Consider the following 22,981-nt stretch of genomic DNA (forward strand, 5'->3'; position numbering starts at 1 on the left):
TCTTGGGGCTATCCACACGGTTCTGGTTTATGCAGCGTGGATTCCCTCCGCAAATAATGTTTGGTGGGATTTTCCTAATTACTGGAGCAGAAATCTTCAATTTGCAGTTTGAGGTTGAGTTGACTACCTTTGTCTTATCACATATTGTGTATACGCTCGGATTCTGGATAGCAGCGTTTCTTTTCGTCAGTTCAGTCCGCAACTCAAACCGCACCCACAGACGCTAAGTTGTCAGAAGAGGCCAAGCAACCTTTTGAAGCGGCCTGTGATACTGGACGTCGCGTTGATCTCGACAAGACACGAACACAGTAGCAGCTGCTCGCCACACGCGGGGCACTCCTCGTAGTCACACATCTGGTGGTGGAGCTCGCCTTGCTCGACGCCACAGGCAGGACACGACTGGTCGCGCCACCGTTCGAGGTCGACGGTAACGGTCCGTTCGTTTGTCTGGAGGACTTGTAGCTTGTACGTGAGATACTGGCTCCCCCCGCCCCACGGAATCGGGTCGAAAGCCTGCCCGTCGATATGGTAGCGTTTCTGTACACATCCCGACGCCGACTGTGGCCGACGGCAGTCGGGACAACACATCTACCTGTCACCCCGGGGACGGCCCTGAAAGACCTCGCCGCGTTCCTGTGCCTGTCGATGCTGGGCAAGGGCGTCTTGTTGGTCGCCGGCTTCGGTGTCTGGAGACTGTTCGTCGGCGGACTGCTGTTCGGTGCTCATGTTCGGGAAACCCCTCACCCATTGGGGGGACACAAAATTGCTTCCAGTACCGCCATTAGACCGGCATCACTACAGCGGTTCGACTCACGTAGGAGCAGCGTCGTGTATGCCGCGGAAACCCAAGTTGTCGGCAGCCTCGACAAACACGACCACGTCGCCGACGCAACACGAGCATAGACCACGAAACTCAGATGGGCGCGACGATTGTGCTGTGCTGTCGTATTGGAAGCAACCGCTAGCGGCGTGGAGAGTTCAAGATGGGTTGATCCTTCTACGAGAGGGCAAAGGCGTTCACAAAAGGCGACCGAGCAGCCACTAGTCGCGAACGACGCTGGACACGAAAACGCAGAACGTGGGGCTTCTCACTCGTTTTCGAGCGCTGCGTAGATATCTGCGTGGCGACGTCCATCGAGCTTCCCCATTTCAAGCGCAATCTCGCGGCGTTCGGCGTCGCTTTCGGCCGCCTGATATCGCTCGTACAACTGGCGGACTTCCTCGTCAATCGCCGTCGAGGAATCGGTGCTAGACGCCATTTCTCTATCTATCATTATCCAGTGTATCGGTTTATCAGTTGCGGCGAGCACATGCCCGGAAGTAGATGACTGCAGTGTCTACGTCGACTGTGGTTTCGCCGGTCGCAAACCGGTGTAAGAGCGCTCGAATTTCATCACCGTACTCAAACGTGTATCCGTTCAGCATATAGAAAACGACCACTGTTCGGAGTGCCGTTCGCTTGTTTCCGTCGACGAACGGATGCTCCGAAACGAGTAGTCGCATCAGATGGACCGCCTTTTGATGGATCGTCTCAGGCACCTCCCCGAAGAATCCCTCCGAAACGTACTGTAGTGCGGATGCAATCGCGTCCTCTGACCGGACCCCCGGTTCCGTGATGTCGCCTTCTGTCACGACCTGGTCGTGGAGCTCAAGGATGAGCTCGACAGAGGGATACGCGAGATCGTCAGTCACAAGCCCGACTTTTGCATGCTCCTCGTTAACCGTTTCTCAACTGTCGAGGTTGAGTCTCTCTTGTGGGGCCTACCGGCAGTCGGGGCAGCACATCTACCTCTCACCCCGTGGACGCCCCGCAAAAACCTCGCCACTGGCCTGTGCCTGCCGGTGCTGGGCACGAATGTCCGGTCGGTCGTCGGCTTCGGTGCCTGAAGGCTGCTCGTCGACGGACTGCTGTTCGGTACTCATGTTCGGGAACCCCCTCACCCATTGGGGGGACACAAAATTTAGGGAAAGTACCGTCACCAGACTGGACGGTAGAGCCTGTCATAGAATCCATCTCATAGCTTGAGCTTCTCGCGGCCAGGATCGTCGCCCCGCTCGAAGTTGGTGATTGCAACGATTAGACGGAGACACAGTGCAAGACACACTGTACATCACATGGGGTGTTCTCCCGAATTGCGTCATTTAGCCGTCTTTGAGATAAAATATTGCCCAGAAGACAACCCCCGCAAAGAATCCGAATGCGCCAAGCGGAAGCCGCATCCAATCCGGAAGCGGATTGTTCAGATATGGGGCCAACGCCGTAGTGACGCTTGAGAATCCGACCGGGCTATAGAGGAATGCCCCGCTCGCTGCGATGACCAAGCCGAGTGCAGCGGGCCAGGAAAGTCTGTGGGCGAAGTATCGGAAATCGAAAGCCAGTGCTGCAATCGTCAACAAGAGAAAACCGGTCCAGAACCGCTCGATAGCTTCGAGTGGCTCCCCGCTCCCAAGTACGAAGACAGACAGGATACTCAAAGTCATATGAGTTGAGAGAACACTGGTGACGGCTACAATGATGAGCCGGTCCTTTATTTTCCCTTTTATAAACTCATACCCTTGTGAGAGAAGGCTTCGGTCGCTGTTTCTCCCGAGATCATTGGGTCCGAAGAAATCGATGATTTTCTGGATGATACGAGCTGCGACCGCGCCTTGGATTAGCTGGCCGCTAATGAACGTGAATAAAATAAAGAGCAAGGTCAACTCGGCTTGCCTGACAGTGAGATAGGTCGCTCCGGCGATGCTGCCAGTGAGACTTCCCGCCAACAGGACGCCAGTACGCTCCGTGTACGCCTTCCAGTGGCTGAGGTGGGCCGCTATGTACTGCTCGCCCATGCCAAATAGGAGGAGACAGACGCCCAGTGAGACGGTGGCAACAGGGAGCCACGCTGGCACTACCTCCAGAAACGACGCTAATTGGATCGGGAATTGGGCCATTATGTCTCCTCAACCAAGTAACGAATCCCCACAATGCTCAGTGCGACCGGGGCAGCAAAGCCAACCAGTGTCAGTCCCCAGCGGATCGGTGTGACTGCAGGAGGGTACGCATATGCTAGTATGAGGAGTCCGAGGATAGCGGAGGCACCCAGATACTGGCGCTGTCGCCCGTAGCCGCGCTGTGTTGCGATGAGTAAGAACATGAGCAGGGTAGACAGACAGAATAACGCCGGCCACAGGACGGTGACTGTCTCCGTAATATTCATTCGTCCTCTGGCCATGTCTGAACGATTAGCACAACAATAATTGAGATGCCGACTACGACCATAGCCTCCGTAGAGAAGATCCCAACGAGGAGTGCTGTGAGGATGCCACTGATTGTCTGCGGACCAGATGGTGTCGTGGTTGGTATCTCTGTTGTGGCCGACGTATCTATCGTGGTTGGTGTCTCTGCTGTGGCTGATGTATCTGTCGTGGTTGGTGTCTCTGCCGTGGTTGATGCCTCTGTTGTGGCCGATGTGTCTGTTGGGGTCGACGTGTCTCCGGTTATTGCGTAGACGTTACCGTCCCAACTCCCGACGTAGGCGGTACCATCAGCCACCGCTATCGATGACCACACCTTGTCGCTCGTTTCGAACGTCCACTGTTCAGCACCATCCTCGGCACTCAGTGCGTAGACATTATTATCCTCACTCCCAAAATAAACGGTCCCATCGGCTACTGCTGGCGGCGAGAGTATCCGGTCGCCTGTATTGAATGACCACTCTTCAGTGCCATCTTCGGCATTCAGAGCATAGACGGCTTGGTCAGTACTTCCGACGTAGACAGTGTTATCAGCTACCGCTGGCGACGAATACACCCCGTCACCTGTTTCGAACGACCACTGCTCGGTGCCATCCTCGGCACTTAGCGCATAGACGGTTCCATACGAATTTCCGACATAGACGCTGTCATTAGCTACTGCCGGTTGCAAAGACACACGGCCACCTGTTTCGAACGACCACTGTTCGGTGCCATTTCCGGCATTCAATGCGTAGACACTTCCGTCGTCACTTCCGACGTAGACGGTGTCGTCGGCAACTGCTGGCGAGTCTACCTCGCCTCCTGTTTCGAACGACCACTGTTCCGCACCGTTATTACTATTTAACGCGTAGACATGATCGTCCCTGCTCCCGACGTAAACGGTGCCATCAGCCACTACTGGCGACGTACGGGCAGCATTATCTGGTTCAAACGACCACTGTTCGGTGCCATCATCCGCACTCAGCGCGTAGACGCTTCCGTTGGGTCCCCCTCTTGAGCTACCAACGTAGACGCTTCCATTGGCTACTGTCGGCGATGCTTTGACTCCATCTTTTTTTGACTGAAGACCACCGAATGACCATTGTTCGGTGCCATCTCCGCCATCCAACGCGGAGACAGCATTCTCTGCCCCGACATAGACAGTGCCACCGGCTACCGCTGGCGATGCTGTCACCGCGTTATCTGTTTCGAACGACCACTGTTCTTCGATTCCCGCAGTTAGCCTTGGCCCAGTGTTTTCCGGTGCGTGCCCAGTTCCCGCATTGTCGTATCCAAGCTGCGGCCACCTCTCAGCTGACTGAGCATATGTGGTGCCGTTGGACCCGCACAAAAGTACTGCTCCAGTGATAGATCCTACGACTGATCGAAACAACTGTCGCCGAGTCTGCAGGCTCACTTTATGACCGCTTTATTCCCTCTAATGAATAAATACTCCGTATATACTAAGCACTCAGTCACAGATTACACACTGTCCATAGAAGCGCAAATTCTCGCGGTGATGCTGGGGGGGTCAAGTAAAACCTGCGAGTAGCCACGCCTGACAACGCGCCATCATGGGACCTGACCCAACAGATCACGGCGTGGAGTCGCGGTCAGTCAGCGGATAGGTTCAGGAGCAACCGCAACCCATGTCAGAAACGCACGCAAGTCGGCAAAAAAGTAGAGGTCCCGCTGTCTCGATCAGGTCGTCGCGACGACGTGCTGATACTCGGCTTGTGACGGCGTCGGTTGCAAGGTCAATAACTCCGATGGCCTGCCGCTCCGTTCGAGTACCAGACCGTGTTTTGTGGATGGCCACTGGAATGGACATAATGACACAGCTGGTCAGATAGCAAATCACGTCGTGTCAGCAACTGAGCGTGCAATACGTAGTAACGTGCTGTCGTCGGCTGTGTCGGCAGGGAACCTGCTCAGGTAATAAGTGGTGCCATTCACCGACCAACTAATGCGTACCGTCCTATTTGTCTGCGTTCGTCTTGCTTCGTACTCACCCACTTCGACGGGCGTTCCTGTAGTTGTGTTCTGTGTCCCGTTGAGAATGCCGATCCTGTAGTGTGTGTCATTGCTAGTGGACTCATACCTAAGCATCGCTACCTCTGGATCGGTTGAGCGGTGCGACGCGACTGCTAACTCGAATCCCGCTGGGATGTCCGGGTTCGGCACTGGAAGTGAAGCAGCGTTGGCCAGCGCCGCTCGTGACTCGTACGTATTGAATTGAATCTGTTGTGCGCCGTCCGGAACCTCTTGCGATTCGAGTTGGAAGGTTCCGGGTTCGAACGTCGGATTGAACGTTATATTCTGATATGTAACTGTGTATTCGTAGGCATCGCCGTTAGCCACAAACTCTGTGTGTCGCTTGATCGGGAACAAATACTCACTATCTAGCCACAGCGTCTGTGACTGTAACGAGATGCGTTCGCTGACCGGAGTCAGTTCCAGCCGGTAGGTTTTCCGCCCGTCAACTGTCTCTGTGCCATTATATACGACTGTCACGTTCCCACCACGATACGCGGACGAACTGTTCTCTCCAGACTCGTCTTTTTGTGGCACTACTGGCAGGGGTGAAATGCCTGGTGTCGGCGTCGACTGCGAGACAGGGCGGTTGTTTTTCGCAGCGGCGAGAAGTTCTGGATGCGTCGTCTCTGTAGCGCTATCATTGGTCTGGAGCGACATTCGGTGGAGTTCGTTTGACTCTGGATCATAGGACACAAGCGTTGATCCGTTTGCAATAATAAATCCGTCTTCACCAACCCGCGGTGGTCTTGTTTCCTCTGCTCTAGTAACCGATATCACTCGCTCAAAATACGCAAATGAGTGAACTCGTTCCCGCTTTTGAGTGACGATTGTCGTTGTTTTCTCGTTCCGGGTTCGGACTGTCGTTACCGTTGCGTTAACAGTATCTAGTGTCGCGTAGCGGTCAGCTGCTTCATCCTCCGACGGAAGCCCCTCATCCCCACTGGATGAAATCCTGATTGCGCTGCATCCGCTCACTGTAATTAGTGCCACTATCACAAGTACGTGTACAAGCCCTCGCACACTGAATGGGGTCCCCGCAGACCTATCCATATGTTAAAAAAATACTAGTAATTGAGTAGATATAAAATACCCTCCAATCGGCTGAGTCGATGAGTGTTTTGACTGATACGATTGCAACGAATGTCCCGAGAAGCAAATTAATACTTGGTTGGTGATGATTTCGATGGCGAACACAGTATACTCAACGCCAGCTTATGTGTTCTCCAGAGCAAATCTCAATCGACATATCAGCGGATAGCGTCACCTGTATAGACAGTAGTGTAGTGGCCTGACAGGCACATCAGATGAGATGTCCGAGAGGATCGGTCTCGTGAGCCAATTTTGACTGCTCTGGCGACGTGGTTGGGTGCTTCCCGGAGAACGACTCTGGAGAGGCGGCCTCTTGCATCGCTTTGAGCCTCGGCCAAAGTTGACCGATCGCCAAGCGGACCAGCTCATTATCAGGCCAGGAATGGACTTCGAGCCCGTCGAAGTCCGCTGCGACTTGCTGGACCGTGTTCAGTTGTTCGAGGGCGTGCTCGACCCAGCACTGATGACTGTCTTCCATTTGCTGGAGTGCCTCAACGACATCGTCGTAGCCGGCTTCTTTGGCGGCGGTGAGACACTGCTGGACATTTGCGCCACGGGGATTGATTGGTTCGTGGAAGACGACAATCTCGCCGAGCGCTCTGAAGTAGCTGAGTAGCTCGTGAACGTCGTCTTCGCCCATCGTTGGATATGTCGGTGACATTGAGACGAACACCGACACACCGGCCTGCTGGAGTTTGTCTAGGGCCTGCCAGCGAGTCATCGGTGGTGGGGCGTTCGGTTCCATCGCTCTGACGAGCGTCGCATCGAATGAGGGAATCGACGAGCCGACGGTAATGCGGTCACCGGCGGCCTGGAAGAGATCGATGTCCCGAGTCACGGCAGGACTTCGCGTGAGGATTCGAACCGGAATGTCATGTGTGATGAGCTCGGCAACAGCACCGCGAGTAATCTGAGCAGTCCGTCGGTCCTGGTAACAGTCAGTGCCGCTGGACAGCATCACGACGCCGCGACCGCGGTCAGTCTGCTTGCGCTCGCTGGGATCACGCTCGTCGAGGATGTTGCCCAGTCGCTCTGGAAGGTCATCCCGGTACAGGAGATAGCTCCCCCAGTCGGTCTGTGGATCGTCGACGTTCGCTTGCTCGGCGAGCATTTCATCGCGGCTATCGATAGCCGGCGTGGTTGGGACGTAGCAGAACTCACAGCCGTGTCGGCACCCGGTAGCGACGTTGATAACGCGGTCACAGAGGCTCTTGGTGTGGAGATGGGATTCGCTCATCACCGACTTCGTCGGGTCAGTGTTGACCGGCTCTGTTGAAATCCTCTGGGAGTTACATGTTCGCCGTGTAATTCGACGAGATGAAGGCCCTCCCGAAGTCGCAAATACTCCGGTTTACTGAGAAGGCGATTCATCTGGCACGGCGAGCGGTCTCTCAATCCTCCTCGAAGTTCTCTAAACACCGCTACACACTCCCCCAGCACGTTGTTCTGCTGTGTCTCAAAGTTCGGAAGAACACGACCTATCGTGGCCTGCTTGATGAATTAATCGAGATGCCACGCATTCGTCGAGTTCTTGGATTAGCTGAGCTTTCTACGCCATCAACGCTCTGTAAGGCGTTCAATCGACTTGATATGGCTGTGTGGCGTGTCATATTGACCCCCTCAACGGCGCTACTTCCGACGAGCGGTGTCGTTAGAGTTGATGCGTCAGGGTTTGACCGCAGTCACGCTTCGAAACACTACACGAAACGTGCTGAACTCACGATTCAGCAACTCAAAGTAACGTTGCTGGTCGATACGAAAGTGAACGCAATCCTCGATCTACACGTGACGACGACACGAAAACACGATAGCCAGATTGCGCCGTCGTTGATCAAGCGCAACCCCGAGGATATTGGCATTCTACTCGGTGACAAGGGCTACGACGACCAGAAAATCAGACGGCTCGCCCGGCAACACGAGGTTCGTCCACTGATTAAGCATCGTGAGTTCACATCACTCCACAAGGCATGGAACGCACGCTTAGACGCTGATCTCTACGGCCAGCGGAGTCAATCCGAGACTGTGAACTCAACGCTCAAGCGAAAGTACGGTGCGTTCGTCCGCTCACGACGATGGTGGAAACAGTTCCGTGAACTCACCATTGCTTGTCTCATTCATAATGTAGATCGATCACTCTGAGGGTCAATACAGTCGAAGAACTGTTCAGTACAGAGAATCTGAGAGGAATTCTTGACTTATGAACAGATATTTTCCTGATGGGTTGAGTGTATAGGTATGCAGCGAAGGCGATTTCTCCGGGCGATTGGAGCTTGCTCTGGTATGCTATCACTCGCAGGGTGTGCGAAAATGCTTCCAGGCGGTAATACGGCCCCTGAGTATCCGGGTGGGACATTAGTTATTGAAAATACCGGTGACAGACCTGTGAGGGTCTCGGTAAACACAAAATTAGAGCAGTTTGATGCCGAACTTGACACCGAAGTCGCTGGCGGTGAAACGGTTGTCCGTCGTGAATTTGTCACCGCCGAATCGGGTGACATCGTGACTCTTGAAGCTCTGCTCGGAGAGACTGGCGAACAAATCAGTTTCCAGTTTCTCCCCGCAGGCGGTGGTGAGGATTCTCCGCCAGAAGTAGCTCACCTCACTTTCGAGACTGCTGTCGAAGCGAGTGCAACCTGGACTGCGACAAGCGGGACATGAATCAGTTCAGTAGAGACAAGGGATCTAGTGAATTCTCCTGCCTTTGAAGCATCAATACGGCATTTTGAGTTTAATGCGCCGGTTATAACAGCCGGTACAGTCATCTGTGCGTATGGCCCCTGAATGGTCACGTCGGAAGACCCTCCACCTTTCCAGTGTAGCAGCCCTCACTGGCCTTGCTGGTTGTAGCGCCGTGGGATTCGACGCTCAGCCACAGGTTAATTCATCGCTTGGAACGACTGCCTATGATGCGGTTATTGATGACCAACCAACACCCGAGGAGGGTGTCCCCGCAGCCTGGGGAATAATACTCGGGCATCCAGATGCCGCGCGCAAACTCATCGACTGGGGAGAACTCACCCCAGCAGAGGGCGACAGCGGCCCCGGAGCGGAGTTCCGCACGTTTGACCCGGATACGCAGTTTATCTCGGTCATTGTCGGCGTCCTTCCAACGGGTGACGCCCTCATGGACTATAGCGAAGAGAACGAGAATGTCGTCGAAGATGTCGTTGATGACTTCACTGACCGCTCAGTCTACCAAAACGGGCAACTCCGATACGACGTAACCTCATACCAAGCTTTCCCGCCAGACCCGGACACCCCTGAGTATCATTACGACTATTCGTTCACTCTCTGGCATCTGAACGGTGCCGACCGACCGACTGAGATCATCGTCGATTATCACGCCCCCTGAGAAGATCCAGTAGTTCCGATGACCACCGTAGAGTTTCGGTGAACAATACGCAGCTCTTATCCACCGGCTGTTTTAGCCGATAATATGTCTGAAGAATAGGATTTCAACAAAGCCAACACGACGAAACACGGGGAGTCCTTTCAGGAGTATCTCGACGCCAAGCAGTCTGCCGCGGACGACTGGACTGACAGCACTCGCGAAACCATGCGCTACCGGCTCGCTCGTTACGCTCGCTCGTACCGAGAACGCCACGGCATTGACGATCTCCTCTCGCCCGTCGACGCCGACAGCGACATTACGGAGACTGAAGCTGTTGACCGCTGCCGGGAGACCTTCGCCTACATGTCTAATGAGTACGCTGAATCCACCATTGCACGCGTCCATGATGCAATCCGGACGTGGTATGGCTGGCTCGTGGAGCGCCGTGTAGCGACTGTCAACCCCACTAACGGTGCTGAGGATTGGTTCTCGTGGACTCGCTCCTCGGACACCGACCCTGTCGCCCTCGATCCCGAGCACGTTCGGGCGATGTTCGACGCCGCCATCACCAGCCGCGACAGGATGCTCGTCGTCGCACTTGCGGGTTGGGGCCTACGGGCCGGCGAGGTAGCGGCGCTGCACCAGGACCAGCTCCATCTCGATGCCGACAAACCGTACATCCAATTCGACGAACGAAAAAACGGCCCGGGGACTGTCGCAATCGTGTTTGGTGAAGATGTCGCCTGCCAGCACCTTTCTCAGGTTGATGGCTATCTATTCCCCTCGGAGCGCTCGAAAACCGGCCACGTCGACGGCACGACCATCGCGGGGTGGTTCCACGACCTCGCCGACAAGGCTGGCGTTCCTGAAAAGATCGACGGCGTCGCCCGGAAGCCACACATGGGCCGACGCTTCTGGTACGATGCCTACTCACAGACGACGCAGGATTTGCTGGAACACGTGCAGGATATCGCCGATGAGCAGGGGAGCGCGAGTGCTAAGGTTGTTTTTGAGGACTATTTGACCGACGAGAGAAAGCGAGAATTGCGACGTGAGTTCATGCGAGAGAAGCTGAGCGTGGCTTTTGACACCGATCGCTGAAACCTATCAAACTTCGGCGAGACGATCATAGATTTCACTGTGTTCTTCAATATCCTGTTTTATGATGAGTTGGCGGACGCGTTGTCGAAGCGTCTCACTCTCCTGGACCTCTTGAATGGAAATCTGGCCGGGTTTGAGAGCCTCCACCAATTCTTCAAGTGAGAGCCCTCCGGTGGAATTCCGAGCCCATCGGTACTCATTCTGATTGTACCTACCTTTGTGAAGATTTAAATTATGGTCAATCCAACGGCATATCTACCGGAGAAGAATTCGGCCTGCCTCTGAGACTATTCCGGTGCAACGACGTCTTCACACGTTGGGCACTCTGCCCAGATTCCGTCTGTCCCATCGTCTCGTTCGTATTCAACCAGAATCCATGCGGTTGTGATGGGCTCATCGCAGTTTGGACAGCGACCGAGACGTTGCGTGTCATCAGGCATGGAACGAGGATGAAGGGAGCATGTGACAATGGACCTTCAATTTAAAACTCAACCGGCGTCGATAATAAGTGTTTGCCGGGCTTCTGGTTGAACACACTGGATAGTGGAATTATGCGTTACAACTGCACCTACCAGTCACTGCTGAGTTTATGCGTTCTCGTAGTGGTTCTCGCGATGATCGAAGCTATCAGAAGCGGTGGATAGTGCTGGCAGGGTCAACTCGACAGCTAAGGTATGACGACTAGGGCAGTCGCGAAGGAATCGGAGGCAGGTTGTAGTACCCCAAGCGACTCCGGAACAGTCCTTACTATTGTTTCCTTCTTCAGCAGCGACAGTGTATTATCGGTCGGCACGACCGGCGCGTGTTCTCAGCAGTAAACCTAAATTGGCTGAATAACTCGATTGCTCGTCAAATCGAGTAGAGCAGCGTACGAACGCCTAAATAATAGTCCGATGTTGTCAACAAACAAGGACTACAGTTATGAATGCCGCCACTACTGAGGAGGACACTTCGTGGCATACGGAACCCCTTGAGATGATATACTCCCGATTAGTGGTGGAAAGCGGGGGGCTCTCCTCGGAAGAAGCTGCAGCTAGGCGGACGGAGTACGGACCCAACCGACTCCCGCAGAAGGAGCCGACCCCGACGTGGCTCATCTTCCTTCGGCAGTTTCGGAGCCCGCTTATCTACATCCTCGCTGTGGCGGCGATCATCTCCATCGCTGTTGGAGAAACTACCGATGCGGGATTTATCGCGCTCGTCCTAATCATCAACGCGATTATCGGTGGAACGCAGGAGCTTCAGGCTGAACGGAGTAGTCGTGCATTACAGCAGTTGCTTCGGACCAGAGGGACTGTCATCCGCGACGGTGAGACAGTCGATATCGATGGCGAAGATATCGTGCCTGGCGATGTGGTTCTGCTTGAGTCGGGTGACCGGGTCCCTGCGGATATTCGATTGACATCGGGGACGAACCTCGAAGTCGACGAATCAGCGTTGACCGGCGAATCCGCTCCAGTCCTGAAAGACCCTGATTGGCGGGGTGAGGAAAACGCCCCGCTCGGGGATCGCCGTAACATGGCCTTCGCTGGCACAACCGTCTCTCGGGGACGAGGACGTGGTCTCGTCGTCGAGACCGGCTCCGAAACAGTGATCGGACGTCTCGCTCGTGATGTGTCGGCCGTTGAGGGCGGCAACCCCCCGTTGGTGGTCCGAATGAAACGATTCACCCGGATCGTCGCCATCGTGGTTCTTTTTGCGGCGATCGCCGCTGCGCTGTTGGGGATCTTCGTTCGTGGTTTCGGTGCCGTCGAGATGTTCCTGTTTGCTGTGGCCCTCGCTGTGTCTGCGATTCCTGAAGGTCTCCCAGTCGCTATGACGGTTGCGCTTGGCGTCGCGACCAACCGGATGGTGCGAGTCGGCGTTATCGTTCGTCGACTCGTCGCTGTTGAGGGCCTGGGAAGCTGTACGATGATTGCCACGGACAAGACAGGCACACTGACCGAGAACGAACTGACCGTTCAGCAGCTCCGACTCCCAGATGGAACGGCGCTGGAAGTAACCGGTGTTGGATACGCCCCTGACGGGACGGTCCTGCAGGACGGGAGTCAGCCCGATCCGGATGTGGCGGACAACCTCGCTCACCTTGCCCGAGCGGCCACACTATGTAACGAGGGAAGCATTCATCGACGTGATGGAGAGTGGACGTGGAGTGGTGATCCGACCGATGTTGCGCTCTTGTCGTTCGCTCGAAAAGCGGGCCGTGATCGCGAATCCGAACTCGCTGCCGCCCCGCAGATCAATCAGATCCCGTTCGAACCGGAACGTCGATTCGCTGCGACGTTTCATACGACCGACGGCGAGACACGCGTTTTCACAAAGGGGGCACCCGAACGTGTTCTGGAGATGTGTACGTGGTCCGATGATGGGACTCGCCGAGAGATGCTTGACAGGGCCACGGAGATGGCGAAACAGGGCTATCGCGTGCTCGCACTTGCCGAGGGCACGTTTGATACAGATATCACCGCTGAGGAGGTGCCACCTGATCCGACGGGGCTGACGTTTCTTGGGTTCGTGGGGATGGTTGACCCCCTCCGACCCGGTGTACAAGACGCAATTACGTCCGCACACCGAGCGGGAATCTCGGTCTCGATGGTGACTGGCGACCACCCGGAAACCGCGCTTTCCATCGCCCGTGAACTTGGGTTAGCATCCAGTCGTGAGGAAGTCCTGACGGGTACTGACCTCGCTGACTTCACGCCGGAGGAACTCGCTACTGCGGTCGAACGGACCCGCGTCTTCGCCCGTGTCTCTCCGGACCAGAAGCTCGATATCGTGAGTGCTGCTCAACAAGCGGGGCACTTCGTTGCCGTCACGGGCGACGGGGTCAACGACGCCCCCGCCCTTCGCGTCGCAAATATCGGGATTGCAATGGGGCAGGAGGGCACCGATGTGGCTCGGGATGCAGCCGAACTCATCATCTCAGACGACAATTTCGCGACGATCGTCGCCGGAATCGAGCAGGGCCGGGTCGCGTACGACAACATCCGGAAGGTCATCTATCTGCTCATCTCGACCGGTGCCGCGGAGGTCGTCCTCGTCCTGCTCAGTCTCGCTGCTGGATTACCGCTGCCGTTATTGCCTGTCCAACTTCTCTGGTTGAATCTCGTCACAAACGGCATCCAAGACATTGCGCTCGCATTCGAACCAAAGGAGGGCGACGTCCTAGAACGGGACCCGCGTTCGCCCACCGAACGCATCTTCAACCAACTCATGATCGAACGAACAATGGTTGCTGCCGTCGTGATGGGGATTACCGGTCTCCTCACCTTCCGGTGGCTGCTTGACACCGGGTGGGATGAACCGGCAGCGCGGAACGCATTGCTCCTCCTGATGGTGCTGTTCGAGAACGTCCACTTGGGGAACACCCGCTCAGAAACGCGCTCGATTTTCCGGATGCCGCCGTGGAAGAGCCCGATCCTCCTTGTCGGTGCTGCGGGGGCCTTCCTGATCCACCTCGGCGCGCTCTACTTCCCCCCAGCACAACTCGTTCTCGGGACTGCCCCCGTTGATATCGGCGTTTGGGTTACCCTTGCTGGTATCGCCCTGATTCTAGTAGCAGCGATGGAACTTCACAAGGTGAGCTGGCGACTGCGTCATCCGAAGCACTCTGATGAAGAATGAATCGCGAGTCACGGTCTCTGTATTGCCTCGTTAGATCGGTTTCACCGCCAGCTGGTCCAGCCGCCGTCGACGACGAGTGACTCACCAGTCACGTAACTCGCCAACTCACTCGCGAGGAAAACTGCAGCCCCGCCGATCTCCTCGGGCTGCCCGTATCGTCCGAGAGGAATCGCCTCGAGCATTGCTGCGACCTGTTCCGGACTGGTCTCCTGATCGCCGGCGATTTTCGTCTCGATACTACCCGGGTGGATGGCGTTCACTCGGATTTCATCATCAGCCAGCTTGTGCGCTAGGGAATAGGTGAGCATCGTCAACCCGCCCTTCGACGCAGAATAGGTCGGCCAGTTCCCGTTTCCGAACAGCCCAGCGATGCTCGAGATGTTGATGATGCTCCCACCGTCGTGTTCGACCATTCGTTGAGCGGCGATTTGGGAACCGAAGTACGTTCCCTCGAGATTGACGGCCATCAGTTGACGGTAGTCGTCCTCGGTGACTTCGAGAAAATCATCCGGATGCCAAATCCCGGCGTTGTTGACCATTACATCGATGCCACCAAACTCATCGGCGGTATCAACCGCTGTTTCAAGGTCTGCTCTATTCGTGACGTCGCAATTCACGAACGTCGACTGCGTGTCGGTCTCCTGTTCGATCTGTTCGTGGGTCGGCGGTCCCCCTTCCTTCGGGGCTTGTTGGATATCCGCAACGATGACGGCTTTCGCGGCGTGGTCAGCGAACTCACGGGCGATGCCGCGCCCGATTCCTGAACTGCCACCGGTTATGACGGCTGTCTGACCGTCGAGTAGGGACATATCGAAACACCGCTAGAATAGTTGGCGACGAGGGGGTATAAATTGAGACGCCCGGAGTCGGGCTACTCACATGAACATCCGATCTTCGGGGTAATCCTGTGTCACCAGAGACTGTTCGTCCTCACTGAGTGACTCCATACGCTGGGTCAACTCCTGGTAGTATTGCTTCAGTTCCTCCGAACGTGCTTGTAACTCCTCCTCATCGATAGTGAAGCCGTAGATATCTTGGAGTGTGTCTAACAACAGGAGTGCCGCATCGATATCTGGCCCCGGCGGGTGGGTCGGAGTGATGTATACACCAACAGGAGGGCCACCCTCGTCGAGTCCTTGAGCCACGAGGTCCCCAACAACGCCGTCGAGGAAGCCCCCACTCAGTGGTTGGATGCCGGCGTCAACCAGATGTCGTTCCCGATACTCCGGGGTCGAAACGTGGAACACAGCGTGTTCTTCCGGACCATGGGGGAACGGGACGCCGTGAAGAACTGCGATTTCCTCGACGGCTGCAGACGATATCCACTCGAGGAGTGCGTCGGTGAAAGGGTGTGTAGCCCACACTGGGACGAACAGCTCCCCGAGCAGTACCGAAAGCGCCGTGTCCTCGAGAGTATACAGGCGCATAGGGTGTCGTGGTTCCCCATTTTGAAACGGCGTGATGGCTGGGAAATTGTGCGCCCGCACATGTCCGACCTGCTCTGAATCGAGGTGTCTAACGAGGTAATCTGCCGCCGTCACTCCGGCCATACCCAAGTTGGAGAGACCCACAAGAAGGGTTTCTCCAGACGGTGTCTCGGACTGAACATCCATCTCGAACGTAGGGTCTGGGGCCATACTCCCGTTCTACGTCATGAGTTGTTAAATAAACAACTACTTTTTGAGACCGAACGTGACGGTTCGTCGGTCCCAACTTACACAATCGCTTCGACTTCGGGTTCGTCCATCTCCGTTGGCGGGTCTATCAACACCACGGCCTGTCCTTCAATAACACTCGTGCCGTCCTGGTCCACCACGTCTGTTGTCAGCGTATACTTGTTTCGGCCGAGGTCTTCGACGATTTCACAGACAGCGGTCACTCGGTCGCCGATATCGACAGGGGCAAGGAACGAGAGGGTCTGTGAGACGTAGATGGTTAATCCCGGAAGCCGAGCGAGTGCGGCGCTGATCAGACTTCCCACCAACGTTCCATGTACGATCCGTCGGCCAAATCGGGTACTGACCGCATAGTCCGCATCAAGGTGAAGACGGTTTGTATCCCCACTCACTTCTGCGAAGGTTTGGACATCCTGCTCCGTGAGTGACTTGCTGAATTCGACCGTGTCACCGACCGCTACTTGTTGTTCTGAAACACACTTACACTCGAACTCCCAGTCCGGTTGTTCGTATGCCGTTTCCTGATGCACACGATATTGATGTGACTTTTCAGCGGGCGTCAACTCACTCCGTTGTAGCAGTTGCGGCACGGCGTGTGCGATGTCATCTGTCGTTACAATACCCCGTATCGTCTCGCCTTCGAGCGCGACCAGTCGGGCGATACCATGCTCCGTCATCGTCCCAACCGCCTCCCCCAGCGGCGCATCGGCCTGGATAGTGATAACCGGAGAGGACATGATCTCGCCGACGGCCAGTAGTTCGGGGTTGGATTCGTTTCCGAGTATCCGGACGAAGTCTGCAGTCGTGACGGTCCCGGTCGGCACGTTGTCTTCGACGACGACCACTGACCCGATGTCGATCTCGTCACACTGTTTGGCTGCCTCTGCCGCCGTCGTCTCTGGTGTGACCGTCGCTACCGGTCGACTCATGACGTCGCTGACCCTGATTGGAAAGCTCATCACTCCATAGGTCGTATTCACAATCAAAAAGGTTCGCTAGTATGACAGTACTCGACACCGCGTTACTCGGACTGCCGCTCGAAGCCGGGAGGCAGACCGGTGTGTCTGATGCCGGACTGGGCCGCAATCTGGAAGCCGTACAGCACGACCTCTCCGGACGACTGTGCTTGGCGAAGAATTTCGGGTCGCCACGCGCTCGTTGTCTCTGCATCAAGCGTGTCCCACTCGGTTTCGGGGATTTCTTTGAGTGTCCCTTGCAGGAGGACACTCTCCCAACTGAACATCGAATCGACGCGATAGACGAGGAAGCTCACGTATTCAGCCTGCTCAATCAGTTCTTTCTTTCGGCTGGTCGACCCAACTAGAAAGGTAAAATAGAGCGTGACGTCATCATCAAAGCCGTACGACATTGGGAGTAGATATGGCGACTCCCTATCCGGAAACGCCAGTACCCCTACCTTTTGACTCGACAGGAACCCTCGTATTTCTTCGTCGTCCATACGCTCCAAGCCCAGATCGTGCAGTTCATCTACTACCATGGCAATATAATGTCAACCAAGCAATAAATGATTGTCTACTTTTCGTTTCTTGTCACCGTTCACTCCTGAGAGAGCCAACTCAGTAGCTAGGCCACAACAACTACGGCGAGTTCGTAGCCGTCCCAGTAATGCGCGGCACCGTCGCCGTCGACGCCAAGGAAGAGCGGTCGGCCTTGGGTGAGTAGTTCGCGTGCGGTCGGTCAGTACAGGGAACCCAGATATTATTATGCTGAGGCATGACCTATCAAGTATATAAATGACAAACAGACTGAAAGAAGCGATAAAACAGATTCGAATTGTCAAGGAAGAAGTAGACGACCCCGAAGTGTCTGGGGAGTTGGAGCGGGCACTGGAAGCGCTTGAAAACGCGGTAGAGTCACTTGAAGACAACGAGTAATTCGTATCATCAGGTGGTTCTGACTGGATCGGTCATGTTCAATTCGCACGCTTACTGAGCGGGTATTTCTGGTGAGATTGTGAGAAACAAACGTCGGTCAGAAGCCAATCGGTACTCGGCTAACCAACAATCACAGGTATTGCTCAACTATTGTTGGTTAGCACTTTTCGCTACACCGTCGCAGCCACGTGTTGATACTCCGCCTGCGACGGCGTCGGCTGCAGCGTCAACCCGGCCAACGCTAACTCCCTGAGCACTTCCGGCGGCACACCCTCACAGTCCCGAAGCACGGCATCCAACGTCCAGTCTCCGTATTGGCTTGCACTCGGTGCGAGCACATCGACAGACTCAGTCGCAGCCTCCTCACGAATTGCCCGCGCTGCCCGCCGAACACGCTTCCGTTCTTCCACAGTGCAGCTCATGCCCCAACACCTCGACCACGACCACTACGACCGCGCGGCCACCGCCGACGCCCTCCAGATCGCCGTCGAAACCCGACGCGAAGCCACCCTCAACAACGCCCGCGTCACGGACGCCCTCACCACCCTCGAAGCCAACGACCTTGTCGCCACCGACGAGACCTACGCCCTGACTGACCGCGGCCAGGACGCCATCACTCAGGCTGCTCGGTCGCTGGCTATCGTCACCGGCTACGATCTGGTCGTCACCGACGGCGGCACCACTATCCCCTCACACACGGCAGCGGCCACCCAACTCGACACCGTCTTACAGGCCGCTGAACCCGCCCTCGCCGACGACGAACTCGAACGACTGGCCGCCGTCAGTACGTACCTCCGGAACACGGACGGCTTTGTCATCGAGACCCATTCCGAGCCCGCAATCCGCAGCCACGCGCTCGGCGGTATCGCCACCAACGAAGACGGACATGGCGCACCTGTCGGCGATGTACTGGATACACTCGCCAAAGAGTACGGAGCCAAGCAAGCGCTGACGGCGCTGCTGGATCTTTTGATGCAGGGCGACTGTTACCAGCCCGAGCCAGCGACGCTGCGAGGGGTCGACACCGACGCCGACGAGCTGGGAGGCGACCGATGACGACCTACCACGAGTTGACCGGCTTCCAGCGCGATCTGCTGGAAGCCATCGCCGCCGTCGACGACGACCCCTACGGCCTCGCGCTCAAGGAGTATCTCGACGAGCGCTACGCCGAGCCGATCAACCACAGCCGCCTCTACCAGAATCTCGACCAGCTCGTTGAGCAGGCCCTCATCAACCGCGACGAGCTCGACGCCCGCACCAACGCCTATACGCTGACCGACGCTGGCAGACAGCTACTCCAGCACCACGCCGAGACGCTCGCACAACTCTGTGAGCTGCCCCGACCCGTCACTGGAGGGACACAGTAATGGCCCGGCACCCAACGCAGCGCCGGCCCTCAGTAGTCAAAAGGGAGGGCACAGTCGGCCGGTGTTGTCAGAGGCACGTGATCACTGGGCGGGTGATTACCGACTGGTACCCTACTGGAATATATATATATATAGAACTTCCACATAATTGTTTCTGCCAAACTCGTTACTGTAGTCCAAGCCGCGAAACGGTCCGCCGCCGAATGCGACGACGGACCAGCTCTCGTGCCTCTGACAAGTATTCAGTACAAAGTGGGCTGCTTTGTGCTGGCAGTTGTGATCTAAGTCACAAAGATAAATGTGATTTGTGGCTCACGTTAGAACCTGAATATCTCACCCAGTGTCCCGGAAAGCAGGCTCTGAGACCGAAACAACTGGCACAGGTATCAGACGCGTGCCTGTGTGATCTGCCTCGACCTGCCGCCGATGGGGGTGCCCGACAGTGACGGCAGTCACACTGACTCAGAAGCGTCGTCAGACCCCACGAACTCACAGTGTCGGTCAGCAAACCACCGGTGACCGGCTACAGGGAGCACGGCTGAAGCCACTCATCTGCTGGTATCAAAAGCCCCCGGGGTGCTGATCCCAAGATGGTGCGTTGCACGGACCCGGCGGCAGGGGTTCCAGAGTCGGGAACAGCACCCGTGCAAGTGTAGACAAAACATCACAAATAGGTCTTGTGGCGGCCGATCACAACAGCGCGATCACATGGCTGGTAGGCCCGTCGCTAGACACACTGCAGGTACAGCGTCGCCCAAGACTAGCCAAAACGACTGGCTTCGCTGTGTAGGCAATGTAAGGAATGGTGGGCAGCCGGGGGGGGGGGGAGTGGCGTGCAACGCACCATTGGAAGTCGTCATCCGCGACGACAGGTTCCGGCCTCGGGCAAATCAATGAGTTTGGGTGGATCCATAGGGAGATGGAACGGAGACCAGAACCCAACTGACTGGTATGTAGTTAGTAAACAAAATCCCTGTGATATCTTCCCGCAGTTTAGTCATTCGCCACCCAGCGTGAACCCGCTGACAGGCCGCTCCCGACACCGGGGGGTGGCCCGATGACCGCCAAGCCGAGCGTCGGCGAGATCGTCGCGATCACGACCACCCACAGCGAGCCGCTGTTGCTGGTCTGCCACTGCCACGAAGAGCACGCTATGGGCGTGTTACTGGCCGACCTCGCAACGGAAACGCTCCATCGGCTGCGGGCGTCCGAACCCGACACAGCCACACGCCAGCAACTGGCGCAGGCCATCGGTCGGACTGACGAGCTGATGTCGTTCACGGTCCCGACCACAGATTGTGCGCTGGTTGAACGCGACAGCAGCCGTCCTGGCCCCTTCGAAGGGGAGGATGCCTAATGGCCCGCGCCGACCCATCGTTGGGCACTGCGACCGACACAGCGACCATAGAAACCGATCAGTGGCGACTCCGCTACATGGTCGGTGATCTCGAACACTACACCGAGTGGACGGCTGAGTTCCCCACCATCGAGAACTACTACGACCAGTACCGCCGCGGTGACTACGCGCACGACGTTGTCATCGAGCGACGGGCGGTGGTCGAACGATGATCAGCCACGGCAACCACTACGGCGTCGACCACGACGACTGCGAAGCACCGGGGTGGCGACAGGCGTCCGGTGCCAGCGACACCGAACCCACGCTACGGGAAGACTCCCAATGATCACTGCAGGTCGCGTCCAGCCCGTTGCCACGAGGCAAATTCACCGGACAGCCCGGCATTGCCACGAGCCAACTACCGCGTCCAGATAGCGCCCGCTACGTCACCGATAGCCCGTGCCGTGGTCGGCACTGCCCGGTTCGATTCCGGGGACGGGCACTGTGGTCACAATGCCACGACAACCCACCAACGACGACAGCGGGACCGACAGCACAGCCACCGATCAAGCCCTCGCCGACGAACTCGGGATGGATATCAGAGAAGATGGGGCGGACATCGACGCCCTCCAGTCGCTCGTCAGTGACCTCGGTGACGAGGTGGCACCCCTCGTTTCGAGTGTTCTTGAGACACTGGTCAAGACCATCGGTGACCTCCACGAACGCGTCGTCGAACTAGAGGCCGACCTCGAACAGACCCATGAGGTTGCCACCACGGCAGTTGGTGACGCCGCCACGAACGACCAGCGCCTCGACGATCTCGAAACCCAACAGGAGACCACCCGCGACGTCGCCAAGAGCGCCATCGCCAAAGCCCAGCAACTCGAAGCCGACGCCGACCAGCAGGAAGACGCCGAACAACTGCCCGAGGGCATCGAACCCAGTAGCTCCCCGCTGGATTTCTTCGCGAACTGCCGCCAATCGAAGGTCAAGACGATGTTTGTCGAGCGCTCGAACCGCCAGAACACCTACCGCGCCATCAGCATCGCCAAGCGCTGGCCGGAATTTGCCACGACACGAACCGACGGTAGCGGCGTCTTCATGACCAAAGCAGACCTGCAGACAGCCCTCACCGCCGAACTCGGGAACGAACCCCATCGCCAGACGATCAAGCGCGTCTGGGAGACACTGGCCGACATCGGCGGCGACGACATCGTCGAGAAAACCCGGCAGGTCGGGCGAGCCCAGACGCAAACGGAGATCCTCGCGATGGATATGGAGACTGCCGACGGACTGCTCGAAAAACGCTACATCGGCCTCGATCTGTTGGAGAACAGCGACCACAAAGCCGCGACAGGTGGCGTCACACCCGTTGTGGTGGAGTCTACGCCCTAACCCTGTGACACACGTCGGATAGGACGGGAATCAACACTGAATCGACGCTACTGGACGCGGTGGCACATGCCCTGCCGCCGTCGACGCCGCTATCTGCTAGCTGCAGGAACCGGGAGCGACCCCCTGTTGGCAGGAGTGTAGTGAGCGGTCGTAACACGAACGGAGCGACCACAGCGATTCCAGTGGTCACAACGGGTGTGACAGGGTAATCTCACCACTGACCTACGGTTCTGAGAGCGATTCCGTGACTGGTCTCTAATTCTCTCGGCTTGCTCCTTATTCACAGACGACTGTCCAGTGCCTACGGTCGGAAGCTCTTCAATTGGTAGTCGCGAAATCGGCACTGTGAGTAAGCGGTTGGCGATACGTAGTCCGAAAATTTTGATTTAGCAGTGAACAGCGGCGGGGCTTCCGATCCTATAATATATAAATCTGAATCATCAAGTCAATTAATCGATGGGAAACCGTACGATCAATCATAGCGACATCCCCGGCTACGGTGAGCAATATGGTACTGCATACGGCGCTAAGATGACTGTTCCGCTGTGGGTCTATGCAGCTTTACACATCGACTCAACGATGATTCACTCAGCCGGCCGTAATGTAGTGGAGTCGATAGATTCAGAATTGATTGAAATGATACTACAACTTCTCATCGACAATGCAACCCACATCCAAGAGGCGTTGTTCCTTGCTACGAACATTTAGCGAAATCTGTATCTGTCCAATTGATGTTTTTGTCTGATTGTGATGGAATTGAACGTGCTACACATCGGGTACAGCCAACGCTTCACGAATCAAAGCCGAGGCTGTCTGGCCCGCTCTGAGTCATGACGACGTAGCCCTTCACTTGGTCTGTGCTGTGTGCTTCTCCGACATAGCTGGTAGTCAAGACGCTCTCTCTGAATCGCCTC

Annotated in this window: 25 protein-coding genes and 1 pseudogene; 12 read left to right on the top strand and 14 right to left on the bottom strand. The window is 56.4% G+C overall.

Annotated features, from left to right (window positions below; translation table 11 throughout):
• Window positions 1-231: 231 nt before the first annotated feature.
• From D3D01_RS21345 to D3D01_RS21375, 9 genes are all read right to left on the bottom strand, one after another.
• The gene (locus tag D3D01_RS21345) at window positions 232-588 is read right to left on the bottom strand and encodes a hypothetical protein (RefSeq protein ID WP_121513683.1); all 357 of its coding nucleotides are present in this window, start codon (window positions 586-588) and stop codon (window positions 232-234) included.
• Window positions 589-726 (bottom strand): hypothetical protein, encoded by a 138-nt coding sequence (locus D3D01_RS24375; RefSeq protein ID WP_199722368.1) that lies wholly within the window; start codon window positions 724-726, stop codon window positions 589-591.
• 362 nt (window positions 727-1,088) lie between these two features.
• Window positions 1,089-1,259, bottom strand: a complete 171-nt coding sequence (locus tag D3D01_RS24380; protein ID WP_004592295.1) for a hypothetical protein — start codon at window positions 1,257-1,259, stop codon at window positions 1,089-1,091.
• A 34-nt stretch (window positions 1,260-1,293) separates the two neighbouring features.
• The gene (locus D3D01_RS21350; protein WP_004592294.1) at window positions 1,294-1,692 is read right to left on the bottom strand and encodes a type II toxin-antitoxin system death-on-curing family toxin; all 399 of its coding nucleotides are present in this window, start codon (window positions 1,690-1,692) and stop codon (window positions 1,294-1,296) included.
• Between the two features lie 93 nt (window positions 1,693-1,785).
• The gene (locus D3D01_RS24385) at window positions 1,786-1,923 is read right to left on the bottom strand and encodes a hypothetical protein (protein ID WP_011225003.1); all 138 of its coding nucleotides are present in this window, start codon (window positions 1,921-1,923) and stop codon (window positions 1,786-1,788) included.
• 219 nt (window positions 1,924-2,142) lie between these two features.
• Window positions 2,143-2,934, bottom strand: a complete 792-nt coding sequence (locus D3D01_RS21355; protein WP_121513684.1) for a hypothetical protein — start codon at window positions 2,932-2,934, stop codon at window positions 2,143-2,145.
• A 262-nt stretch (window positions 2,935-3,196) separates the two neighbouring features.
• Window positions 3,197-4,633 carry a PQQ-binding-like beta-propeller repeat protein gene (locus D3D01_RS21365; protein ID WP_121513686.1) on the bottom strand — a complete coding sequence of 479 codons (1,437 nt, stop codon included), beginning with the start codon at window positions 4,631-4,633 and terminating at the stop codon, window positions 3,197-3,199.
• A gap of 440 nt (window positions 4,634-5,073) precedes the next feature.
• Window positions 5,074-6,303: a hypothetical protein gene (locus tag D3D01_RS21370; RefSeq protein ID WP_199725564.1), complete on the bottom strand. Its 1,230-nt coding sequence runs from the start codon at window positions 6,301-6,303 to the stop codon at window positions 5,074-5,076.
• 250 nt (window positions 6,304-6,553) lie between these two features.
• Window positions 6,554-7,579, bottom strand: a complete 1,026-nt coding sequence (locus D3D01_RS21375) for a radical SAM protein (protein ID WP_121513688.1) — start codon at window positions 7,577-7,579, stop codon at window positions 6,554-6,556.
• Window positions 7,580-7,659: 80 nt separating this feature from the next.
• On the opposite strand from D3D01_RS21375, the gene D3D01_RS21380 reads away from it, so the two are divergent.
• From D3D01_RS21380 to D3D01_RS21400, 5 genes and pseudogenes are all read left to right on the top strand, one after another.
• A complete protein-coding gene (locus D3D01_RS21380; protein WP_121513689.1) occupies window positions 7,660-8,481 on the top strand; it encodes an IS5 family transposase in 822 nt (273 codons plus the stop codon).
• A 141-nt stretch (window positions 8,482-8,622) separates the two neighbouring features.
• Window positions 8,623-9,000 (top strand): hypothetical protein, encoded by a 378-nt coding sequence (locus tag D3D01_RS23570; protein ID WP_147439967.1) that lies wholly within the window; start codon window positions 8,623-8,625, stop codon window positions 8,998-9,000.
• A 112-nt stretch (window positions 9,001-9,112) separates the two neighbouring features.
• Window positions 9,113-9,694, top strand: a complete 582-nt coding sequence (locus tag D3D01_RS21390) for a hypothetical protein (protein ID WP_147439968.1) — start codon at window positions 9,113-9,115, stop codon at window positions 9,692-9,694.
• A 113-nt stretch (window positions 9,695-9,807) separates the two neighbouring features.
• Window positions 9,808-10,774, top strand: a pseudogene (locus D3D01_RS21395) (tyrosine-type recombinase/integrase); the annotation flags it as partial.
• Between the two features lie 921 nt (window positions 10,775-11,695).
• Complete coding sequence (locus D3D01_RS21400; protein ID WP_121513692.1) at window positions 11,696-14,398, top strand: HAD-IC family P-type ATPase; 2,703 nt, start codon at window positions 11,696-11,698, stop codon at window positions 14,396-14,398.
• Between the two features lie 41 nt (window positions 14,399-14,439).
• On the opposite strand, the gene D3D01_RS21405 is transcribed toward D3D01_RS21400, so the two are convergent.
• From D3D01_RS21405 to D3D01_RS21420, 4 genes are all read right to left on the bottom strand, one after another.
• Window positions 14,440-15,207, bottom strand: a complete 768-nt coding sequence (locus D3D01_RS21405; protein WP_121513693.1) for an SDR family oxidoreductase — start codon at window positions 15,205-15,207, stop codon at window positions 14,440-14,442.
• 66 nt (window positions 15,208-15,273) lie between these two features.
• Window positions 15,274-16,035, bottom strand: coding sequence for a proteasome assembly chaperone family protein (locus D3D01_RS21410; protein WP_121513694.1), 762 nt, complete (start codon window positions 16,033-16,035; stop codon window positions 15,274-15,276).
• A 77-nt stretch (window positions 16,036-16,112) separates the two neighbouring features.
• On the bottom strand, window positions 16,113-17,033 hold the full coding sequence (locus tag D3D01_RS21415) for a CBS domain-containing protein (RefSeq protein ID WP_121513695.1): 921 nt from the start codon (window positions 17,031-17,033) through the stop codon (window positions 16,113-16,115).
• Window positions 17,034-17,095: 62 nt separating this feature from the next.
• Window positions 17,096-17,572: a pyridoxamine 5'-phosphate oxidase family protein gene (locus D3D01_RS21420; RefSeq protein WP_121513696.1), complete on the bottom strand. Its 477-nt coding sequence runs from the start codon at window positions 17,570-17,572 to the stop codon at window positions 17,096-17,098.
• Window positions 17,573-17,828: 256 nt separating this feature from the next.
• On the opposite strand from D3D01_RS21420, the gene D3D01_RS23830 reads away from it, so the two are divergent.
• Window positions 17,829-17,969: a hypothetical protein gene (locus D3D01_RS23830; RefSeq protein WP_158600545.1), complete on the top strand. Its 141-nt coding sequence runs from the start codon at window positions 17,829-17,831 to the stop codon at window positions 17,967-17,969.
• 170 nt (window positions 17,970-18,139) lie between these two features.
• On the opposite strand, the gene D3D01_RS21425 is transcribed toward D3D01_RS23830, so the two are convergent.
• Window positions 18,140-18,391, bottom strand: coding sequence for a hypothetical protein (locus D3D01_RS21425; RefSeq protein ID WP_121513697.1), 252 nt, complete (start codon window positions 18,389-18,391; stop codon window positions 18,140-18,142).
• Here D3D01_RS21425 and D3D01_RS21430 point away from each other — a divergent pair.
• From D3D01_RS21430 to D3D01_RS21455, 6 genes are all read left to right on the top strand, one after another.
• Window positions 18,390-19,025 carry a transcriptional regulator gene (locus tag D3D01_RS21430; RefSeq protein ID WP_121513698.1) on the top strand — a complete coding sequence of 212 codons (636 nt, stop codon included), beginning with the start codon at window positions 18,390-18,392 and terminating at the stop codon, window positions 19,023-19,025. The genes D3D01_RS21425 and D3D01_RS21430 overlap by 2 nt on opposite strands.
• The gene (locus D3D01_RS21435) at window positions 19,022-19,336 is read left to right on the top strand and encodes a PadR family transcriptional regulator (protein WP_121513699.1); all 315 of its coding nucleotides are present in this window, start codon (window positions 19,022-19,024) and stop codon (window positions 19,334-19,336) included. The genes D3D01_RS21430 and D3D01_RS21435 overlap by 4 nt, the downstream gene beginning before the upstream one ends.
• A gap of 1,057 nt (window positions 19,337-20,393) precedes the next feature.
• Window positions 20,394-20,693 carry a hypothetical protein gene (locus D3D01_RS21440; protein ID WP_121513700.1) on the top strand — a complete coding sequence of 100 codons (300 nt, stop codon included), beginning with the start codon at window positions 20,394-20,396 and terminating at the stop codon, window positions 20,691-20,693.
• Window positions 20,693-20,905, top strand: coding sequence for a hypothetical protein (locus D3D01_RS21445; protein WP_121513701.1), 213 nt, complete (start codon window positions 20,693-20,695; stop codon window positions 20,903-20,905). Before D3D01_RS21440 ends, D3D01_RS21445 begins: the two co-directional genes overlap by 1 nt.
• Before the next feature lie 280 nt (window positions 20,906-21,185).
• A complete protein-coding gene (locus tag D3D01_RS21450; RefSeq protein WP_121513702.1) occupies window positions 21,186-22,067 on the top strand; it encodes a hypothetical protein in 882 nt (293 codons plus the stop codon).
• A gap of 456 nt (window positions 22,068-22,523) precedes the next feature.
• Entirely contained in the window at window positions 22,524-22,775 is a 252-nt protein-coding gene (locus D3D01_RS21455; protein ID WP_121513703.1) for a hypothetical protein, read from the top strand.
• Window positions 22,776-22,981: the final 206 nt, after the last annotated feature.

The organism is Haloarcula sp. Atlit-7R (assembly GCF_003666065.1).
Lineage (GTDB): Archaea > Halobacteriota > Halobacteria > Halobacteriales > Haloarculaceae > Haloarcula > Haloarcula taiwanensis.